The sequence below is a fragment of the Streptomyces sp. NPDC057137 genome (genome assembly GCF_042670825.1).
Classification (GTDB): domain Bacteria; phylum Actinomycetota; class Actinomycetes; order Streptomycetales; family Streptomycetaceae; genus Streptomyces.
On sequence record NZ_JBHUUW010000003.1, the window covers coordinates 161,450 to 181,457 of the forward strand.

Consider the following 20,008-nt stretch of genomic DNA (forward strand, 5'->3'; position numbering starts at 1 on the left):
AAAGACCCTCAGGTGGGCAGACCCCACCGGGCCGCCGGAGCGTTCGGCCGGACCGGCCGGACACGGAGGTCCGGCCGGTCACCGGCCGCGGTGATCAGCGCCGCGTCGCCCTTGTCCAGGGGGATCCGCACGGACCCCTCGGCCGTCTCCTCGTACGGGAGCGGCCGTCCCCGCCGGTCGCGTACGTCGACCGGGCCCTCGATGCCGTGCCGTACGACGCACGGCGCGCCCGCCTCGCTGGTGATCCTGACCCAGCGGGTACGGCCCTCCTCGCGGACCGCGCTGAGCAGGAACGCGCCCTGCGTACGGAAGTCGTGCACCACCAGCTCACGCCATTCGGCGGGCACCGCCGGGAAGACCCGCACGACCCCGCCCCACGACTGGCAGACCATGTCGTGCACCGACTGGGCGGCCGACAGCGGGGTCTCGATGACGGGGCCCGACTCCTGGTACATCGTGTTGGGCTGGATGAAACGGGTCATCAGCTCGCCGAGATGCCCGAGCGCGTCGTCGCCCTTCCCCAGCAGCGCCGACATCGAGGCGGCCCCGGTGAAGGTGTAGCCCTGAAGGGCGCCCTCGAAGCTGATCCAGTGGGCGAGCGACGTCTCGATCAGCGCGCGCTCCTCGGCGGTGCGGCCGGTGATCTCGTACAGCGGATAGACCGCGAGCAGATGCGAGTAGTGCCGGTGCGACTTGGCGAACGGCACCTCCGCGCCGATCATGAAGCCGTTCGCGTCCGTCGGATACGGCACGAGCCTGGCCGCGACCTCCTGCCAGCGCGGCACCAACGGGTCCCGCACGCCCAGCAGTTCGGCCGATTCGAGCAGCGTCCGGCAGCCCCAGCGCAGCAGCATCAGGTCGTAGTTGCAGTCCGCGGAGTTGACCCCGTACTCGGGCGACGATGTCGCGGGCAGATGCAGCTTGCCGTCCGGACCGGTGTCGAGGAAGTGCAGGTAGTAGTTGACGGCCTTGCGCAGCAGCGGGAACAGGACGTCGCGCAGGATCGACTCGTCCATCGTGTGGCGGTAGCTGAGCCACACGTTGTGCAGGGCCCAGACGAGATTGCCGACCTCGGGAGTCGGCGGGTCCTGGCCGGGGATGCCGACACCGAATCCCTGGTCGGGCGGTGTGGCGCCGCCGTTGACCAGACGGGCGTCGGTGGTGCGGGGGACGGCGGCCGAATCGGTACGGTACGGCGTCGGGACCTCCGCCGTGAGCTGGTCCCGGAACTCGCCCAACGCGCGTGTGACGGCGTCGAGTTCGACATGGTTGGAGCCGTGGATCAGCCAGTACTCCAACTGCACGTTGAGATTCCACCAGGTGGCCGGCCAGGGCGTGCTCTCCAGCCACGGTCCGCAGGTCGCCATCACCGGCGCGTCCTTGCGGGCGGCGGAGGCGATCTTGTAGAGCTGGATCCAGTAGAAGCTCTGCAGCCGCGCGTCGGGCAGCGAGAGGAAGCTCTTGCGGTAGAAGCGCTGCCATCGCACGCGGTGCGGCAGGACGAGCAGATCGTACGGCGCGAGCGCGGCGGCCCGTACCGTACGCAGCGCCTGGTCGCGGGCCGTGGTGCGGGGGTGGGAGTGGGCCACCGACACGTACAGCGTGCGGATCCCGTGCCGTTCGCGGTCGCGCCAGGCCGTGACATGCTGGCCGCCCGCGAGCAACGGCTGCACGGCGGCGGTCAGTTGGCCGAGCGCGTCGTCGTGCTTCTCGACCAGGGCGGGCGGATTGGCCTCGTACCCCTGGGGGATGGGCTTGTGCGCGGCCCGCGGGCTGATCGACTCGGCCGGGTGGAAGACCCAGCGGAAGCCGCGCTCGCCCTCGCTCGGGATGATCTCGACCGCGAGGACGGACGTCGAGGTGTGGACGAACGCGCGCAGCCGCAGCGTGCCCTTGTCGGTGGTGAGCGTGCCGGTCAACTCGGCGTCGCGCAGCCGCAGTCGCCAGTCGACACCGGTGATCGTGCCGACGGGCTCCAGGGTGAAGTGCCCCACGGGCAGCCGGGCGAGACCGAAGAGGGACCCGAACTCCGGCCGGTGGTCCTGCACTTCGGAGTGCTGCACGGTGAAACGGACCGCGTTCGCGCCGGGCTCGGCGTAGATCCCGGAGCCGAGGAAGCCGTTGCCGAGGAACGGTCCCTCGAACCAGGTCGTGGGCATGGCGCGCCAGACCGGATCGGCGTCGTCGAGCACGGCACGCCAGCTGTCCTCGGCGGCCAGCGGCTCGACGGCGGGCGCCGCCGCCTGCGCGGGTACGGCGGCGATGCCCCCGGCGACGAGCGCGCCACCGAGCGCGGTGCTGCCGATCGCGGCGCCGCCGGCGAGAACGTCTCGTCGGGACGGAGTCGTTGCCATTGGCGCCTCCCGGGCAGGTGATTCATCCGAGCTATCCCTGGACGGAAGGTAGGGGTGAGGCTGAGGCGCGTCAATACAGAGGGAGAGATCCGATGTGTAGGTAGGGGCAGGGGCCGCTCCGCGATGGCGCCCCGGCCCGCCGGACAGACCGTCGGGGCGGCGTCATGGACCTCGCCAGACGTTGTCGAAGGCCGCCTGCTCGATGGAACGCTTCTGCCGTTCCGCTTCCAGGTCCCTCAGCGCGTCATGAACGGCGTCCAGCACCGTCGCCACCGCCTCGTCGGCCACCTCGGGGGCACCTTCGGGCCGCTCGTCACGGATCCCGACAGCCTCGCCGAGTGTGGCGAGGACCGGTTCGTCCGATGTCCAGCGTTCGAGCGCCGAGCGGCGGGCAGGGGTATCGGCGGGCACGGTCCGGCCGGTCACGAAGGGCAGCCGGCGGAAACGGCGTTGCTGGGTGATCAGCCCCTCCGACCCGAGGGCCGTGACGTAGCTGTCCGCCAAGCCGCGGCCTCTGCGCCACAGCCAGTCCTCGATCGTCTCGAACGGCTCCTGCCGGGCGAGCGACGCCGACGCCTCGTCCAGCAGACGCTCACCGACCGCCCGGTTGTCGCCCGGCACGATGTACTCGTCCCGCAGTCTCGCGGCCCGCGCGTCCAGGAGATCGACCAGCTCGGCTCCGGCGAGCGCGAGCGACAGATCGCCTTTGCCCGGAGGGCGATCGGACGCCACCTCCAGGGTGATGATCAACAAGTCCCGCGGTGTGTTCATCAACGGCTCCCCAGGGGATGCGCGGTGGCACTACCGCCTTCCACCGTACGGATCGCGGGCCACGGCGGCATCCCGCGCCGCCTTCCGGGCACGGTCGTGCGCGACCGGCCGCCGGGTTCAGCCCCAGACCGTCGCGCCCAGCCACGCACCCGCCACCAGGAGGCAGCAGAACAGCTCGACCAGCACCGGATAGCCCGCCGACCGCATCACCGCGCGCATCGACGCCCAGCCGTCCCGGTGGCTGCCCAGCCGTACGCGCTCCACCGCGTAGACGCCGCCGACGAAACCCACGACCGCGCCCACCACCGGCACCACGAAGAACCCCACGATCCCCGCCAGCCCGCCGGCCAGCAGCGTGCGCCGCCGCGTCCCCGTCTCGCGCGTCCGCCGGGACGGCAGCAGCGGTCTGAGCGCCTGGCTGAGCAGCAGTACGGCCGTGGAGCCGATCAGTACCGCCCAGGCCGTGCCCGAGGTGTCGCTCAGCGCCCACCAGACCACGGCGGCCCAGACGATGGCGGGGCCGGGCACCCCGGGAATCAGCACACCGATGAGGCCCAGCAGCATGACCAGACCCACCAGCACGAGCTGCCACACGTCCATCTGCCAAGAGTGCAGGATCCCCGTCGAAGCGGCACGCGGGGCGGCGAGTGAGGCGGGGAGCGGGACGGCGAGCGGGCCGGGGCGGGGATCCGGCCCCTCAATCCCGCAGGTCGCGGGCCACCCAACCCTTCTCGTACGCGTGCCAGCCCAGTTGGAGCCGTGTCGTCACGCCCGCCAGTTCCATCAGGCCCTTCACCCGGCGCTGCACCGTCCGCAGCCCCAGATCCAGCTGTTTGGCGACGCTCGCGTCCGTCATCCCCGCGAGCAGCAGCGAGAGCACCTCCAGATCGGTCTCGCCGGGCCCGTCGACCGCCTCCTCGACCACCACCGTCGCCTCGTCGTCCCGGCCGTCCACGCCCGCGAACAGCCGCAGGGGCAGCGCGTCGCGCCAGACCGCCTCGAAGAGCCCCGACAGCGACTCCAGCAGCCCACTGGCGTGCACGACCAGGGCCGCGGGCTCCGCGTCGCCCGCCGTCAACGGCACCATCGCCAGCGAGCGGTCGGCGATCATCAGCTTCGTCGGCACCCGGTCGACGACCCGTACCTGCTCGTCACGGCCCAGGGCCGCCGACACCTCGTTGATCCCGTTGGGCAGCGACAGCACCTCGCGTTCGATCACCACGCGGTAGCGGACGCCCCGCGTCACCACCCGCTCCTCGGACTCGTTGTCCGTCCCCGTCACCACCACCGGCCTGCCGGTCACCAGCGCGCGGATCTCCTCCGTCGCCCCGAGCTGGAGCTGGTGGAAACGGTGCGCCACCGCGCTCGCCCCCGTCACCACCTCGACCAGATCGTGCACGGCGGGCCCCGCCGACTCGGCGCGATACTCCTCCGCCAGCAGTACGGCGGCCAGCTCCGCCCGCTCCAGCTCGTGGCGCTGCTGGGTGAGCAGCGCGCCCAGTGCCACCGCCGGCGGTGCGGCCACCCAGCGCCCTGTCCTGGCCGACGACTGCGCGGCCAGCCCCTGCTGCTCCAGTCTGCGCAGCGCGCGTTCGGTGTCCTGCTCGGGTATCGCGAGCCGATGCGCGAGATCGGCCGCCTCGGCGGCGCCGAGCGCCACCAGCGCGCGATACGCCGACTCCTGTCTCTCGTCGAGACCTATTGCTCCCAGCACCCCTGCACCCCTCCCCGGACACACGTATCAAAACCGGCAGGCCGTGGCGGATACCGGCCACGGCGTAAACCCGCCGCCCACATCATCCCCGTACCACGCGTCACTCTGCCAATGTGGCGACATTGCCGGATCAACAGGCCGCAGGGATATGCCTCGGTGTCATTGGTGTGAGCCCGGCTCCTTATGCCGGATAAGCTGACTACCCGGACGTTCCCGTCGAACCCCGACGAGTCGCTACGATTCGAATCGGCGTACGGTCGGCGTACGGCCGGTCTCCGGCCCCGAATCTTGGTCGGCGCACCTGGTGCGCTCCGACCAGCCGAACGTCCGCCGGGCGTCCTTCCCGTGGGGGGTGGGGCCGCCCGGCGGACTCGGGCCGCGTGGCGGTGACGTCATCCCGCCATGCCTCTTATTTTTCGGGCTGTCCCGTTTTCTGACGCCCCGTGCGGTCGACAATAGGAGCATGAGCCAGCAGGGGGACCGGCCCGCCACCACCGACGACTGGTGGGGCCGGCTGTACGACGAGTCCGCACCCGACACCGGTCCGGCCGAAACGCCGGACGACACGATCGACGACCGTTTCGACTCGGCGGCGGACACTCTCGGCGGGGACGACGTGCCGTCGCCGAGGCAGTACGGGCACGTGATCGACGTGGACGACGAAGACGACGCGGGTGAGGACGACGAGGACGTGGGGGCCGCCGACGGCGGGCCCGTCTCGCGACCGCTGGCCTGGTGGGAGGCGCGCGGCGCCCACCCGGTGATCCAGACGCCGGACCCGACGCCGGAGCCCGCACCCGAGCCCGTATCGCCGCCCCCGCCGCCACCTCCGCCCACGATGGCCGACACCCCCCTCACACCCCGGCCACGGGCGCCGTGGGAGCCGCCGCCCGCCGCGTTCGACCCCACCGACGCCGCAGCGCTGCCGGGCGCCGTCGCCGATCCGGCGCCGCGGGACCCGCGCGCCACCGACCACAAGCCGACGCCCCCGCCCCTGCCTCCGCCTCCGATCAGCCCCGCACCCGCAGCCGCACCCACGCCCCCGCCCGCTCCCGCCGTCCGTCTCGGCCATGTCGGTGACAGCCCGCCCACGTACGACGCCGAGCCCACCGCCCTGCCCACCGCCGACGCCGAAGGCCTCGACCGGCTCGTCGCCGACACCGCCCTCGACGGCGCCCAGTACGGCACGTACACGCTCCGCGCCGCCTCCATGCGCGGCGACTCGGCGCGCTACCGGGGCGAGCCCCGCAGGGACGCCCTGCTCACCGCCCGCTTCGGCGCGGGACCCAGCGCCCTCGTCCTGGTCGCCGTGGCCACCGGCGCCCGCGCCACCGAGGGCGCGCACCTGTCCGCCGCCGACGCCTGCCGCTGGATCGGCGGCGCCGTCGGCCGCAGCCACAGCAGGCTCGCCGAGGACATAAGAGCCGGCCGCCGGGGCGACCTGAAGTCCGGCCTGCACCGGCTCACCGACCGGACGTACGGCAAGCTGCGCGCCCGCGCGGCCGAGTTGGGCCGTGAACCGGAGGACTACACCGCGAGCCTGCGCTGCCTGCTGCTCTCCGCCGACCCCGACTGCCGGACCCGCGTCTTCTTCGGCGTCGGTGGCGGCGGGCTGTTCCGGCTCAGGGACGGCGCCTGGCAGGACCTGGAGCCGCTGGTCCCCGAGCCCTCCGACATCCGGGGCGAACCGGTCCTCGGCTTCGGCTCCGCGCCCGCCGGGGCTCTCGCCGAGGCCGCCGCCGAACAGACCTCCGAGGGCGACCGCCTCACGATGGACCTGGAGATCACCAAACCGCCGGGGCCGATCGTGGAGGATCCCGTACCGCCGCCGCCCGAGCCGTTCCGCTTCCGCGCCTCGGTCGCCCGGCCGGGCGACACGCTCCTGCTGACCAGCGTCGGGCTCGCCGAGCCGCTGCGCGGCGTACCTGCCCTGGGCGACGAACTGGCCGCGCGCTGGGCCTCCGGCGAGCCGCCGGGGCTCGCCGCGTATCTGGCGGACGTCGGGCTGCGGGCGAAGGGGTACGCCGACGACCGGACGGCCGTGGGGGTCTGGGAGGCGTAACCGCGCGGGGCATGGGTTGATGGACAGCGGGTACCGGACGGGACCCCGGGCCGAGGACGGCCCGCCGGGCTCCCCGGACAGCAGAAGGGCGCGCTTCCATGGCCAAGCAGAACGTGGCGGAGCAGTTCGTCGACATCCTCGCCCGCGCGGGTGTCCAGCGGCTGTACGGGGTCGTCGGCGACAGCCTCAACCCCGTCGTGGACGCCATCCGGCGCAACGCGGCCATCGACTGGGTCCAGGTCAGGCACGAGGAGGCGGCGGCCTTCGCGGCGGGCGCCGAGGCGCAGATCACCGGCAAGCTCGCCGCCTGCGCCGGCTCCTGCGGCCCCGGCAATCTGCATCTGATCAACGGCCTGTACGACGCGCACCGCTCCATGGCCCCGGTCCTCGCGCTCGCCTCGCACATCCCGACGGCCGAGATCGGCCTCGGCTACTTCCAGGAGACGCACCCGGAGCGGCTGTTCGAGGAGTGCAGCCACTACAACGAGATGATCTCCAGCCCGCAGCAGATGCCCCGGCTCGTCCAGACGGCCATCCAGCACGCGGTCGGCCGGGGCGGCGTCAGCGTCGTGACCCTCCCCGGCGACATCGCCTCCCAGCCGGCCCCCACGAGGGCGATCGAGCACGCCCTGGTCACCTCCCGGCCGACGGTGCGGCCCGGCGACCTGGAGATCGACAAGCTGGTCTCCATGATCGACGAGGCGGACCGGGTCACGCTCTTCTGCGGCAGCGGCACGGCCGGGGCGCACGCCGAGGTCATGGAGTTCGCCGAGCGGATCAAGTCCCCGATCGGCCACGCCCTGCGCGGCAAGGAGTGGATCCAGTACGACAACAAGTTCGACGTCGGCATGAGCGGACTGCTCGGTTACGGCGCCGCGTACGAGGCCACCCACGAGTGCGATCTGCTGATCCTGCTCGGCACCGACTTCCCGTACAACGCCTTCCTCCCCGACGGCACCGACGTCAAGATCGTCCAGGTCGACGTCCGGCCCGAACGGCTCGGCCGCCGCTCGCAGTTGGACCTCGCGGTCTGGGGCGACGTACGCGAGACGCTGCGCTGTCTGACGCCGCGCGTACGGATGAAGAACGACCGCCGCTTCCTGGACAAGATGCTCAAGAAGCACGCCGACGCGCTCGAAGGCGTCGTCAAGGCGTACACCCGCAAGGTCGACAAGCACGTCCCGATCCACCCCGAGTACGTCGCGTCCGTGCTGGACGAAGTGGCCGACGACGACGCGGTCTTCACTGTCGACACGGGCATGTGCAACGTCTGGGCCGCCCGCTATCTGTCACCCAACGGCCGCCGCCGCGTGATCGGTTCGTTCAGCCACGGCTCGATGGCCAACGCCATGCCGCAGGCCATCGGCGCGCAGTTCGTCGACCATGAGCGCCAGGTCGTCTCGATGTCGGGCGACGGCGGATTCAGCATGCTGATGGGCGACTTCCTCACCCTCGTCCAGTACGAACTGCCGGTGAAGATCGTGCTGTTCAACAACTCCTCCCTCGGCATGGTCGAGTTGGAGATGATGGTGGCCGGTCTGCCGGCGTACGGCACCACGAACCACAACCCCGACTTCGCCGCCATCGCCCGCGCCGCCGGGGCGTTCGGCGTCCGGGTCGAGAAGCCCAAGCAGCTCGCGGGCGCGCTCAAGGACGCCTTCAAGCACAAGGGCCCCGCGCTGGTCGACGTGGTCACCGACCCCAACGCACTGTCCATGCCGCCGAAGATCAGCGCCGACATGGTCCAGGGCTTCGCGCTCTCCGCCGGGAAGATCGTGCTGGACGGAGGGGTGGGCCGCATGGTCCAGATGGCACGCTCCAACCTCCGCAACGTGCCGCGCCCCTGACCCCTCCTTCCAGACCTCACTACGCCGGCGTGAACCGCAGCGTCAGGATCTGGAACGGCCGCAGCGCCACCCGCAGACCGTCCGCCCCCGTCCCCGCCTCGTGCAGCGGACGCTCCAACAGATCGGTGACCTGGGCCGATACGACCGGGAAGCCGGTCCGCAGCAGGCCCGACGCGCGGTTGCCGGCCGACTCGTAGAGCCGTACCACCACATCGCCGCTGCGGTCCTCGGCCAGCTTCACCGACTCCACCGTGATCGCCGGATGGTCGACGGCGACCAGCGGCGCCGACGGGGGAGCGGCGGCGACCCGCAGCGGCAGATTGAGCGCCAGGCCCTCACGGACCGCGTCGGTCACCTCGGCGCCGGGTACCAGCGCGTAGCTGAACCTGTGGGTGCCCAGGTCCGTCTCCGGGTCCGGGCTGTGCGGGGCCCGGAGCAGCGTCAGCCGTACCGTCGTCCCCAGCCCCTCGTCGTGCGCGCTGCGCGTCACATCGTGGCCGTACGTCGAGTCGTTGACCACCGCCACGCCGTACCCGGGCTCGGCGACCCGCAGCCAGCGGTGCGCGCAGATCTCGAACCGGGCCGCGTCCCAACTGGTGTTGGTGTGAGTGGCGCGGTGCACATGCCCGAACTGGATCTCGGCGGTGGACCGTTCGGCGTGCACGTCCAGCGGGAACGCCGCCTTCAGGACCTTCTCCGACTCCTGCCAGTCGACCTCCGTGACGACGTCCAGGCGCCGGCTGCCGGCCGCGAGCCGGATCTCCTGCACGATCCACGACGAGCCGAACGTACGGACCACCCGGACCGTCGCCCGCAGCGGCCCCTGCTCGACCAGCTGAACGGACTCCGCCTTCGTGAGGTCGGTGTGCCGGTTCCGGTAGTGCCGGTCGATGTCCCACGCGTCCCAGTGGTTCGGGTGGTCCGGGTGCAGCTGGAGCAGATTGCCCCGGCTGCCCGGCGCCAGGACCTCACGGTCCGCCGTCAGATCGCGGACGGAGCTGAGCAGGCCGTCGCGGTCGACGGTGACCCGCAGCAGCCCGTTGTCGAGGGTGATGACGTCCGAGCCCTCGGCGCGTGTCGTGACGTCCGGGGTCCCGCCCACCGGTTCGGCTGCGGCCAGCCCCGTCGCGCCCAGCGCGGGCACCCGCACCAGCGCCGCCGACCGCCCGTGGCTGTTCAGCGCCTGCGTCGCCGCGCCCTCCGCGATGTCCGCCGTGTCGGTCTCGACGATCTCGGTCCGCTCGTACGGCGAGGAGTTGAGCACCGCCGCACCGCTGCCGCCGAGCGCCGCGACGGCCGCCGCGGTGATCTCCGTCAGCTCCTCCCGCACCGCCGCGTAGGTGTCCCGCGCCTCCCGGTGCACCCAGGCGATGGACGAGCCCGGCAGGATGTCGTGGAACTGGTGCAGCAGCACCGTCTTCCACAGCCGGTCCAGCTCCTCGTACGGATACGCGTACGACGGCGTCCGCAGCGCGGCGACCGTCGCCCACAACTCGGCCTCCCGCAGCAGGTGTTCACTGCGCCGGTTGCCCTGCTTGGTCTTCGCCTGCGTCGTGTACGTCGCCCGGTGCAGCTCCAGATACAGCTCGCCCGACCAGACCGGGGCCTTCTCCCCGTACTCCTCCTCGGCGGCCGCGAAGAACGCGGCGGGCTTCTCGATCTCCACGCGCGGCGAGCCCTCCAGGGACTTCAGCCGGCGCGCCTTCTCCAGCATCTCGCGGGTGGGACCGCCACCGCCGTCGCCCCAGCCGAACGGGACCAGCGAGCGCGACGCCCGGCCCTTGTCGGCGAAGTTCCGCTCGGCGTGGGCCAGTTCGGACGCGTGGAACTGCGCGTTGTAGGTGTCGACCGGCGGGAAGTGCGTGAAGACACGCGTGCCGTCGATGCCCTCCCACCAGAAGGTGTGGTGCGGCATCTTGTTGGACTGGTTCCACGACAGCTTCTGCGTCAGGAACCACTTCACGCCCGCCAGCTTGGCCAGTTGGGGGAACGCGGCCGTGTAGCCGAAGGAGTCCGGCAGCCAGATCTCCTCCGTCTCGACCCCCAACTCCTCCCGGAAGAAGCGCATCCCGTGCACCAGCTGCCGGGCCAGCGCCTCGCCGCCCGGCATGTTGGCGTCCGACTCCACCCACATCGAGCCCACCGGCGACCAATTGCCGTCCGCCACGGCCTTCTTGATCCGCTCCCAGATGTGCGGCTGGTGCTCCTTGACCCACGCGTACTGCTGGGCCTGCGAACAGGCGAAGACCAGCTCCGGATACTCCTCGGCGAGCGCGGTGACGTTGGCGAACGTCCGCGACGCCTTCCGCACGGTCTCGCGCAGCGGCCACAGCCACGCCGAGTCGATGTGCGCGTGCCCGGCGGCCGAGACGCGGTGGGCGCTGGGCGCGGCCGGACTCGCCAGGACCTCCGCCAGCTCGGCACGGGCCGCCACCGCCGTACCCGCCACGTCGTGCAGGTCCAGCGCGTCCAGCATGTTCTCCAGGGCGCGCAGGATCTCGTGCCGCCGCGACCGGTCGAGGGGCAGCTCCGCCATCAGTTCGGACAGCACCTCGATGTCGAGCACCAGATGCCACACGTTCTCGTCCAGCACGGCGATGTCGGCGGCGGCGAACGAGTACAGCGGGCTGTCACCGGCGGTCGTCACGTCTCCGAGAGCCGACGGCGTGAAGTCGCCAGGCATTGACGGGTTGGCCGCCGCTTCGAGGAGCAGATGGACCGCCTCGCCGCCGGCGGCGGGCGCCCCGACAGGGACGTGCCGGTTACGCGGGTGCACCCCCTTGATGGGCACACCGGCCGCGTCGTACACCATCCCCTCGGCCTGGAAGCCGGGTCCCTCGCCGGTGAAGCCCGGGTCGATCACGACCTCCACACGACGCCCGGCGTACTCGTCGGGGACGATGCCCTCCAGCCGGAACCAGCTCGTGGACCAGGGCGGACCCCAGGGCGTACCGGTCTCGAACGGCGCGTACGTGCCCTGCAGAGCCTGCCCCACGGGCACCGGCTCGCCCGGCACCTCCCAGACCGAGAGGGCGAGCGGCGTCCTCGCCGCGTACTGCGCGGGACGGATGAACTGGCGCAGGGCGCGCTCCAGTCGGCCCTCCACCAGGGTGCGATCGTCGTGCATCAAGGCTCCTCAGGTCTACGGCTCAGCCTTCCGGAACGGCAGACTCCAGGTGTCCGGCCGATCTCGCAACCCCTCACTTCCCATGACGCGCGTCGGGCACTCACTGTCACCATCCCGGATCGTCATGAGTGGCCGGTGGTGAGTGGGGAATGCATCTCGGGTAGAGCGTTCAAGAGAGGAAGCTCGTTCAAGCAGTAGCGGCATGGGGGGACAGGAGACATGAAAGGCACGGGGGAGCAGGCGCGACTGCTGCGCAAGCAGTTGCTCCGCAGAGTGGAGAGCGCCGATCTCACGGCGGTGCCGGAGGTGAGGCACGCGCTGCGTGAGCTGCTGAGCCACTGGCGAGCACGTGAATCGGCGGAGGTGGCGGAGCTTCTCACGAGCGAGCTGGTGACCAACGCGCTGGTGCACACCGAGCACGGAGCCGTGGTCAAGGCCACCGTCGCGGACTCCCAACTACGGGTGGAAGTGCGGGACTTCGTCGAAGCGCCGCCGACGCCGAACGAGCCGACCGAGGACGACGGGACGCACGGGCGAGGGCTGGTGCTGGTGCAGGGCCTGGCCGACGCGTGGGGAGTACGGGCACAGGGGCTGGGCAAGATGGTCTGGTTCGAGCTGAACGGCGAGACGGCCTGAGAGATTCTCACGCCGTTGACCTGCGCCGTTGACCTGCGCCGTTGACCTGCGCCCTTGACCTGCGCCGTTGACCTGCGCCTTTGACTGACGCCGTTGACGTACGTTCCTGGGACGACGAACCGGCGCGACGGTCTCCCGTCACGCCGGTCTCGTGTTCACCTTCACCTCGGCACTCAGCCGAACTGCTGCTCAAGGTCCTTGAGCTTGCGCTCCAGGGAGTCGAGCCGTGGCAGCGCCTGCGTGTCGTCCTCGGCGGTCAGGTCAACGGTGCGGCCCTCGGAACCCTTCACTGCCTGAAGGGAGGGCCGGGGTCGTACGGGCAACTCGTCCGGTTCTCGGAGTTCGGGTATGACAGGCTCCGGCGCCGCCGGGCCCACCGCCGGCGGTGAACCGCTCCCGCCGCCCACGGCCGGTACGGCCGCCGCCCCCGCCATTTCGATCTGGCGGCCACGGCCGCGCCCCCAGGCCCGGTGCTGCCGGTTGAGCGCCTTGATCCTCGCGCGGCCCAACTTCTCCTGCTCGCGCCGCTGGTGCTTGTTCTGCGCCTTCTGCCTGCGGTCGTCACGTACCTCGTCGACCGCCTCGTCCAGCGTACGTACGCCTTCGAGAAGCATCAGCGACCAGGCGCCGAACGTCTCACGGGGCGCGCGCAGCCAGCGGACGATCCGGATCTGCGGCAACGGACGTGGCACCAGGCCCTGTTCGCGCAGCGCGGCACGCCGGGTCTGCTTCAGTGCCCGGTCGAAGAGCACGGCGGCGGAGAGTGACATGCCGGCGAAGAACTGCGGTGCTCCCGCGTGTTCCAGTCCGCGCGGCGCGTGCACCCAGTTGAACCAGGCGGCGGCCCCGGCGAACGTCCACACCAGCAGCCGCGAGCCGAGAGCCGCGTCGCCGTGGCTGGCCTCGCGCACGGCCAGTACGGAGCAGAACATCGCCGCCCCGTCGAGGCCGAACGGGACGAGATACTCCCAGCCGCCCGTGAGGTTGAGGTTTTGCCGGCCGAAGCCGACGAGCCCGTGGAAGGAGAGCGCGGCGGCCACCGCGGCGCAGCAGAACAGCAGTACGTAGGAGGCGGTCCCGTAGACCGCTTCCTTCCGTCTGCGGCGTTCCTCGCTGCGTTCCCAGGAGTCCTCGGCCGCGGTCTTGACGCCGGCGCGCTTGCCGCGCGCGATCATTGCCACCGCCGCCAGGACCCCGACGAGCATCACGCCGCCCGGAAGCAGCCAGTTGAGCGTTATGTCGGTCAGTCGCATGCGGTGTCCCTTGCATCGCAGTGGGGCGTTTCGGGCGCCATATTGGCCGAACCGCGACCGTGCTCAGAGGGTTTCGGGACAAGAGAACGCCAACGAGGCGCAAGGACACGCGAATAGGTGCGATCTGCTCGAACGGGCGCATGGGGAGGGCGGGTTGCGTTCGATTTCTGACCACCCTCATGCCACCTGGACGGGTGGCATGGTTCGACGAACCCCGCAGGAGCGTCAGTTGCTGTTTGCGGTCAGCCGGCGGACCCGGTCGGAGTCGCATGTGCGCGGGCAGGTCACGCACGTGTCCTCGGGCCGCAGTGTGTAGAAGAGGCAGCAGCTCGCCCGGTCCCTGGTGGGCAGCGATTCGCCGCCGGGGCCGCGCAGTTCGCGGAAGCCCGCCGTACCGACGTACGGCTTCGTCGTGCCCGGCAGCAGCAGTTCGAGCTCGGCCATCGCGCGCCGCTCCTCACCGAGCAGATGCGCGACGTACCAGAGACCTTCGACGATCTCGTCCGTCGCCATGCCCCACAGGGCGTGGTTGCGGCGGCGCATGCGCGGACCGAAGCCGGCCAGCACCGGGCCGAGATGCTCGGCCACCGCCGACCGCACCTCCGCGCGCAGCGCCTCCTCGTCCGGGACGACCTTGGCGCCCGGCAGCGCGGCGGCCGGGTCGTCGGGCAGACAGGCGAACTCGTCGACGCGCACGGCCATCCGGCCTCGCGCCCGCTGGAAGGAGACGTGTTCGACGGGCACGCGCGGCACCCGGCGGCTCACGAACCACGGCACGGTGATCAGCAGGCAGGCGGGCCAGGCGTAGCGGTGCAGTCCGAAGGTCGCGACGACATCCGGGCGGGCCCGCTGTCCGTAGTCGCGGATCACCTGCGCCTCGTCCCAGGCGAGATAGGTGTCGACGGCGGGGCCGCCCGCCGCGAGGTCGGTGGCGCCGACCCAGCCGTCGTCCGTCGTCGGCCGTTCACTGTCCGTCAGCTCGTCGATGCCCAGCGAGGGGAACACCTCGGTCAGTCGCCGGTAGGCATCGGCGACCGGTGAGGTGAACCGGCCGGGCAGCAGAGCGTGCGCAGACATTCGTGGGGACCACCGAATCGCGATCGTTTGAAGGTGAGGCTTACCTTACCCGACACGACAGATGTTTGAACTGTCACCCTGTCCGCCTATGGTGCTCCGGAGGCTCGGCTCGCGCGAGCCGAGGTGGAATGAGCTGGCCGAACACGGCAATCGGAGGAAGGAGGCGCGGTGGAGCACGGCAGTGCACACGACGACGCTTCCGCGCCCTCCGGCATCCCGGATCCGGCGCCCTCACCCGTTCGGACGCAGGTCGGCGGCACCCCACGGGTCCCCGAGCAGGCACGCGGGGAGCACACCCACGACGCGCCCCGCCCCGCGCCCGCCGGCTCCGCCACCCCCTCCGAGCCGGGCGTACGCCGTACGGTGCGTCGTCACTCTGTGCGCCGCCAGATCCTCGACGCGCTCCGTACCGCCCTCGTCAGCGGCGAGCTGGTGCCCGGCGAGGTCTACTCCGGCCCCGTACTCGGCGAGCGCTTCGGGGTGTCCGCCACGCCCGTGCGCGAGGCCATGCAGCAGCTCGTACTCGAAGGCGCCGTCGAGGTCGTGCCCAACCGCGGCTTCCGGGTCACCGAGCGCACCGCCCGCGACCTTGCCGAGCTGGCCGAGGTACGCGCGCTGATCGAGGTCCCGGTGATGCTCGGGCTGGCCCGTACCGTCGCCGCCGAGCGCTGGGCGGAACTGCGCCCGCTGGCCGAGGCGACCGTCACGGCGGCGGCGGGCGGCGATCTCGCCGCCTACGCCGACCACGACCGCGCCTTCCACGGCGCCCTCCTCGGCCTCTCCGGCAACCGGCAGCTGGTCATGGTCGCCGCCGACCTGCACCGCCGCGCGCAGTGGCCCCTCACCGGCGCCCCGAGGACGATCAGGGCCGCGCTCGTGGCGGACGCCGCCGAGCACTCCGCCCTGCTGGACGCGCTGATCGCGGGGGATCTGCCGGTCGTGCGCACGCTCGCACGGGAGCACTTCACGGGCGGCGCGGGCTGACCGCTCAGCCCTGGCGCGCGGCACGTGTCCCCGGCTTTGGTATCGCGCGCGTGTACGGGTAGCGTCACTCACTCTTCATCTTCCGGTCACCCACACCACGGGACGTCATGCGCGCCAGCAGTGCTCCGCAGCCAACCGCCACTGCCGATCGGTCAGGTCTCGCCGGCCGGGACAGGCTGCCGTCCCTGACGGGTCTGCGGTTCTGGGCAGCGCTGATCGTGGTCCTCTACCACCTGTCACGGCAGGTCGGTGAGATCCCGGGCCTCAGCGAGGCGACCTGGTACGGGCGCAGCGGCGTCACCTTCTTCTTCGTCCTGTCCGGCTTCGTACTCGCCTGGACCTACGACGGGCAGCGGGTGCCCGCCAAGGTCTTCCTGTGGCGGCGCTTCGCCCGTATCTGGCCCCTGCTCGTCGTCACGTCGGCGGCCTCCGTCGCCGTCTGGATCGCCATGGGCAAGGCGGTGTCGACGAAGGCCGTACTCGCGACGCTGCTGATGGTGCACGCCTGGGTGCCCGACCCGCTCATCCAGAGGGGCGCGAACCCGGCGGCCTGGTCGCTCAGCGACGAGGCCTGGTTCTATCTGATCTTCCCGCTCCTGATGCTGCTGCCGCTGTTGAAGTCCGGCCGGGGCCGCTTCTGGGTCGCGGCGGTGATGACCGTCGCGCTCGTCGGTGTGTGGTTCGCCAGTGCGCTGATCGAGACCGGTTCCACCCGCGTATGGCTGCTCGACTACTTCCCGCCGACGCGCATGCTCCAGTTCGTGATCGGGGTGGCCGCCGGCCTCGCCATCAAGCGCGGCTGGCGCTCACCCGTCGGGCTGCCGACCGCGATCGGCCTGGTCGTGCTCTGGCATCTGGCGCTCGTCCCGTGGCGCGACGCCGTCCCCGACAGCCTCTGGTACAGCCCGTACAGCGCCTCCCAACTGCTCTCCGCGCCGATCTTCGCCCTGCTGGTGTGCGCGGCGGCGCAGGCGGACCTGCGAGGGAGCCGTACGGGGCTCGGCGGGGCGTGGGCGGTACGGCTGGGGCACTGGTCGTTCGCCTGGTACCTGGTGCACGAGATCGTCATCCGCGCGCTGCTGGCCCGCTTCGACCGCCCGGAGTCCCTGGCCGGCACCGCCGGGTTCTGGCTGGTGGCGATCGTGATCAGCCTGGCCCTCGCGGGGATGGCGTACCAGTGGGTCGAGCATCCGCTGGAGCGACTGCTGCGCAAGGCGGGCCCGCAGGCGAGCCGACCGGCGGCGCCGGGGGTGGGTGACCCCAACCCGGCGACGTCCGGTTCGATCAGCGGGCCCTGAGCCGTCGTGGCTCAGGCCGCCGTGCTCGGTGCGAGTTGCGCGGCCAGCCAGGTCGGGACGCCGTCCAGCAGGCGGAACAGCCGTCCCGCCTCCGCACGCAGCCGGGTCGCCTCCGGCTCCGGTTCCGCGTCGGCCAGTGCCGCGAGTGCCGGAGCCGTACCGACCAGATAGCCCAGCTCCTCGCGGATCCGCAGCGACTCGCCGAAGCCGTGCCGGGCCTCCGCCAACTCGCCCTCGCGCAGGGCGAGTCCGGCCAGATGGCGCCAGGTGAAGGAGAGCAGCAGGGTCTGGCCGTGCGCGGTGGCGCCCGCGTGGGCGCGGCGGTAGGCGGCGAGGGCCGACTGCGGGGAGTCCGAGAGGTGTTCGGCGATCAGGCCGCGGCGGAAGTCGAGCAGCGGCCGGCCGAGCGCCGTCGGCGTGAGCAGCGCGGCGGCCCTGCCGAGTGCGGCACGCGCCTCGTCGGCGCGGTCACGCACGCCGAGGATCGTGGCCGCGTACGCGAGATGACCGCGCTCGCTGGCGGCGCCGCCGCGTTCGTCGTCCTCCCGCGCGGTGGCCTCCGCGACCCGGAGCGCGTCCTCGGCCTCGGGCCAGCCGTCCCCGGTGAACAGGCAGCGCTCCACCAGCAGTGACGCTCGCTGGAGGGAGGGCGCGGCTCCCGGATGGGGTGCGAGCAGGGCGGCAGCGTCGGTCCAACAGCCGCGCGAGCGCAACCGCCATACCGCGGTCTGGAGTGGGTCGTCCCCGGCAGTGGATCCGGAACCAGACATGGCGGTATCCGCCACATTGCCCTCCCCGAGCGCGCCATTGTGCTGTTGAGTTCTCCCGCATCTCAGCACGGATCGGCACGCCGGGCCAATAGCTCAGGTGAAAAAATTCACAATGCCTTGGTCAACAAGGGGTCGACAACGGGCCGTTCGATGCTCCGTCAGGGCCTCCGGAAGCCCCCTCCGAGCGGCCGGTCGGGACCGCCCGCACCCGGGCTGACCAGCGAGATCCATCCGTCGCCGGGCGGTGGGGAGTTCACGGCGAGGACGGCCACGGGCCGGTCCACGTCGAACAGTTGGATCTCGTCGTGACCGCCACGAGTGACGGCGGTCAACCTGGCACCGGGTGACGGGACCCGCGCCGCCCGCGCCGTCAGCTCATCCTGAGCGCCAGGAAGAAGTCCAGCTTGTCCTCCAGGCGGGACAGATCGCGGCCCGTCAGCTGCTCGATACGGCCCACCCGGTACCGCAGCGTGTTCACGTGCAGATGCAGACGGCCCGCGCAGCGGGTCCAGGAGCCGTCGCAGTCGAGGAAGGCCTCCAGTGTCGGGACCAACTCGGCGCGGTGGCGGCGGTCGTAGTCCCGCAGCGGGTCGAGCAGCCGCGCGGTGAACGCGCGTCGTACGTCGTCCGGGACGAACGGCAGCAGCAGTACGTGGGAGGCCAGCTCGTGGTGCCCGGCCGCGCACACCCGGCCGGGGCGGGCCGCGGCCACCCGGCGGGCGTGGCGCGCCTCCTCCAGCGCGCCCCGCAGACCCTCCGCCGACTGCACCGCCGCGCTGACGCCCAGGGTCAGCCGGCCGTCGTCGGCGAGTCCGGCGGCCAGCGGTTCGCGTACGGCCGCCAGCAGCACGTCCGCCTGGAGGCCCGTGTCCGCCGCCTTCGGATCCGTACCGTCCTCGTCCTCGCCCTCGGCGTCCGAAGGCGTCGGCGCCGGCATCGGTACCAGCGCGATCGCCTCGCCGCCCGTGTGCGCCACCGCGATCCGGTCGCCCGACTCCATGCCCGCCGCCGCCGGATCGACCAGGATCTCCTCCAGCAGCGACTGGGCGACCGCCCCCGCCTCGACCGCGCCGCCCTCGCCCTCCCAGTCGACCCGCGCCACCACGATCTGCCAGTGCGGGGCCGCCCCCTGGCCGGGCAGCAGCACCGGTGCCGCGACCCGCAGCCGCGCCGCGATCTCGGCGGGCGGGGCGCCCGTCTGGACGAGTTCCAGGATCTCCTGGGCGAGCCGGCGCCGTACCGTACGCGCCGCGTCCCGCCGGTCCCGCTCGACCGCGATCAGCTGGGTGACGCCCTGGAGCAGATCCAGCCGGGGCGCGCCCCACTCACCGGCGTCCGCCTCCACGGCCAGCAGCCAGTCGGACAGGACGCTCTCCCGTACGTCCCCGGCCAGGCCGCCGGGCGCCGCGGCACGGCCCGGACCGCGTACCGGAAACAGCGAGTACGTCGTACCGCCCAAAGCCACCCGGTGCGGCGCCCGCCGCCCGCCGCGCGTCGCCGTCAGATGCTCCGCCGCCAGCGCCGCGCCCGCCGCGGCGGACATGGGCTCACCCGCGCCGGCGATCCGCCGCCCGGTGGGCGAGAGCACCCAGGCCCGCATGTCGAGGTCCGTACCGAGCAGGTCCAGGACGACCTCAGGACCGCCGCCGGTCGGACCCGACGTCATCAGCCTGCGGTGCCGGTCGACGACGGCGGCCAGATCCCCGGCCCGCTCGCCGGACACCTGCCGCACCACGTACTCGGTGATCGAGGCGAACGCGACGGTCTCGTTCACCGCGAAGAGCGGCAGCCGGTGCCGTGCGCACGCCCGGACCAGGTCGTCCGGGATCGCGCCCAGCTCCGCCTCACCGGCCGCGAGCCCCGCGACCCCGGCGCCCGCGAGGAGCCGTACGAAGGGCTCGGAGTCCTCGGGCGTACGCCGCCAGGCCAGACCGGTCAGGACCAGCTCACCGCCCGACAGATAGCGGCTCGGGTCCCGCAGGTCGGTGGTCATCACGCCGCGTACGGTCCGGTCCAGCTCGTCCTGGCCGCCGAGCAGCCGCAGGCCCAGCGCGTCGGTCTCCAGCAGTGCGCGCAGCCGCATCTCGTCGCCGCCGATCTGTCTCGTCGTCCCCG

Annotated in this window: 15 protein-coding genes; 5 read left to right on the top strand and 10 right to left on the bottom strand. The window is 72.0% G+C overall.

The features are described from left to right. Positions 1–8: 8 nt before the first annotated feature. The 4 genes from ACFT9I_RS04660 to ACFT9I_RS04675 all read right to left on the bottom strand — a co-directional run bounded on the left by ACFT9I_RS04660 (position 9) and on the right by ACFT9I_RS04675 (position 4,839). Positions 9–2,354, bottom strand: coding sequence for a Tat pathway signal sequence domain protein (locus ACFT9I_RS04660; RefSeq protein WP_382560652.1), 2,346 nt, complete (start codon positions 2,352–2,354; stop codon positions 9–11). A 162-nt stretch (positions 2,355–2,516) separates the two neighbouring features. Continuing rightward, a complete protein-coding gene (locus tag ACFT9I_RS04665; protein ID WP_382560655.1) occupies positions 2,517–3,125 on the bottom strand; it encodes a GPP34 family phosphoprotein in 609 nt (202 codons plus the stop codon). A gap of 117 nt (positions 3,126–3,242) precedes the next feature. Further along, positions 3,243–3,725: a DUF456 domain-containing protein gene (locus ACFT9I_RS04670; RefSeq protein ID WP_382560658.1), complete on the bottom strand. Its 483-nt coding sequence runs from the start codon at positions 3,723–3,725 to the stop codon at positions 3,243–3,245. 97 nt (positions 3,726–3,822) lie between these two features. Beyond that, positions 3,823–4,839: a helix-turn-helix domain-containing protein gene (locus ACFT9I_RS04675; RefSeq protein WP_382560661.1), complete on the bottom strand. Its 1,017-nt coding sequence runs from the start codon at positions 4,837–4,839 to the stop codon at positions 3,823–3,825. 463 nt (positions 4,840–5,302) lie between these two features. Here ACFT9I_RS04675 and ACFT9I_RS04680 point away from each other — a divergent pair, with 463 nt between their 5' ends. Continuing rightward, a complete protein-coding gene (locus ACFT9I_RS04680; protein ID WP_382560663.1) occupies positions 5,303–6,901 on the top strand; it encodes a protein phosphatase 2C domain-containing protein in 1,599 nt (532 codons plus the stop codon). A gap of 98 nt (positions 6,902–6,999) precedes the next feature. After that, the gene (locus tag ACFT9I_RS04685; RefSeq protein WP_382560666.1) at positions 7,000–8,748 is read left to right on the top strand and encodes a pyruvate dehydrogenase; all 1,749 of its coding nucleotides are present in this window, start codon (positions 7,000–7,002) and stop codon (positions 8,746–8,748) included. A 19-nt stretch (positions 8,749–8,767) separates the two neighbouring features. Here ACFT9I_RS04685 and ACFT9I_RS04690 read toward each other — a convergent pair whose 3' ends face one another. Continuing rightward, entirely contained in the window at positions 8,768–11,875 is a 3,108-nt protein-coding gene (locus tag ACFT9I_RS04690) for an alpha-mannosidase (protein WP_382560669.1), read from the bottom strand. Positions 11,876–12,094: 219 nt separating this feature from the next. On the opposite strand from ACFT9I_RS04690, the gene ACFT9I_RS04695 reads away from it, so the two are divergent. Continuing rightward, positions 12,095–12,511 carry an ATP-binding protein gene (locus tag ACFT9I_RS04695; protein ID WP_382560672.1) on the top strand — a complete coding sequence of 139 codons (417 nt, stop codon included), beginning with the start codon at positions 12,095–12,097 and terminating at the stop codon, positions 12,509–12,511. 173 nt (positions 12,512–12,684) lie between these two features. On the opposite strand, the gene ACFT9I_RS04700 is transcribed toward ACFT9I_RS04695, so the two are convergent. After that, positions 12,685–13,764: a DUF2637 domain-containing protein gene (locus ACFT9I_RS04700; RefSeq protein WP_382560675.1), complete on the bottom strand. Its 1,080-nt coding sequence runs from the start codon at positions 13,762–13,764 to the stop codon at positions 12,685–12,687. Positions 13,765–13,989: 225 nt separating this feature from the next. Continuing rightward, a complete protein-coding gene (locus tag ACFT9I_RS04705; RefSeq protein WP_382560678.1) occupies positions 13,990–14,841 on the bottom strand; it encodes a (2Fe-2S)-binding protein in 852 nt (283 codons plus the stop codon). Positions 14,842–15,009: 168 nt separating this feature from the next. Between ACFT9I_RS04705 and ACFT9I_RS04710 the strand changes: the two genes are divergently transcribed. Together ACFT9I_RS04710 and ACFT9I_RS04715 are read left to right on the top strand one after the other, a co-directional pair. Beyond that, the gene (locus ACFT9I_RS04710) at positions 15,010–15,825 is read left to right on the top strand and encodes a GntR family transcriptional regulator (RefSeq protein WP_382560680.1); all 816 of its coding nucleotides are present in this window, start codon (positions 15,010–15,012) and stop codon (positions 15,823–15,825) included. Between the two features lie 107 nt (positions 15,826–15,932). Beyond that, entirely contained in the window at positions 15,933–17,123 is a 1,191-nt protein-coding gene (locus ACFT9I_RS04715; protein WP_382560683.1) for an acyltransferase family protein, read from the top strand. Between the two features lie 11 nt (positions 17,124–17,134). On the opposite strand, the gene ACFT9I_RS04720 is transcribed toward ACFT9I_RS04715, so the two are convergent. The 3 genes from ACFT9I_RS04720 to ACFT9I_RS04730 all read right to left on the bottom strand — a co-directional run bounded on the left by ACFT9I_RS04720 (position 17,135) and on the right by ACFT9I_RS04730 (position 19,976). Beyond that, positions 17,135–17,893, bottom strand: coding sequence for a hypothetical protein (locus ACFT9I_RS04720; protein ID WP_382560686.1), 759 nt, complete (start codon positions 17,891–17,893; stop codon positions 17,135–17,137). A 158-nt stretch (positions 17,894–18,051) separates the two neighbouring features. After that, positions 18,052–18,225, bottom strand: a complete 174-nt coding sequence (locus tag ACFT9I_RS04725) for a hypothetical protein (protein ID WP_382560689.1) — start codon at positions 18,223–18,225, stop codon at positions 18,052–18,054. A 38-nt stretch (positions 18,226–18,263) separates the two neighbouring features. Further along, positions 18,264–19,976, bottom strand: a complete 1,713-nt coding sequence (locus tag ACFT9I_RS04730) for a PucR family transcriptional regulator (protein ID WP_382560691.1) — start codon at positions 19,974–19,976, stop codon at positions 18,264–18,266. Positions 19,977–20,008 lie beyond the last annotated feature (32 nt).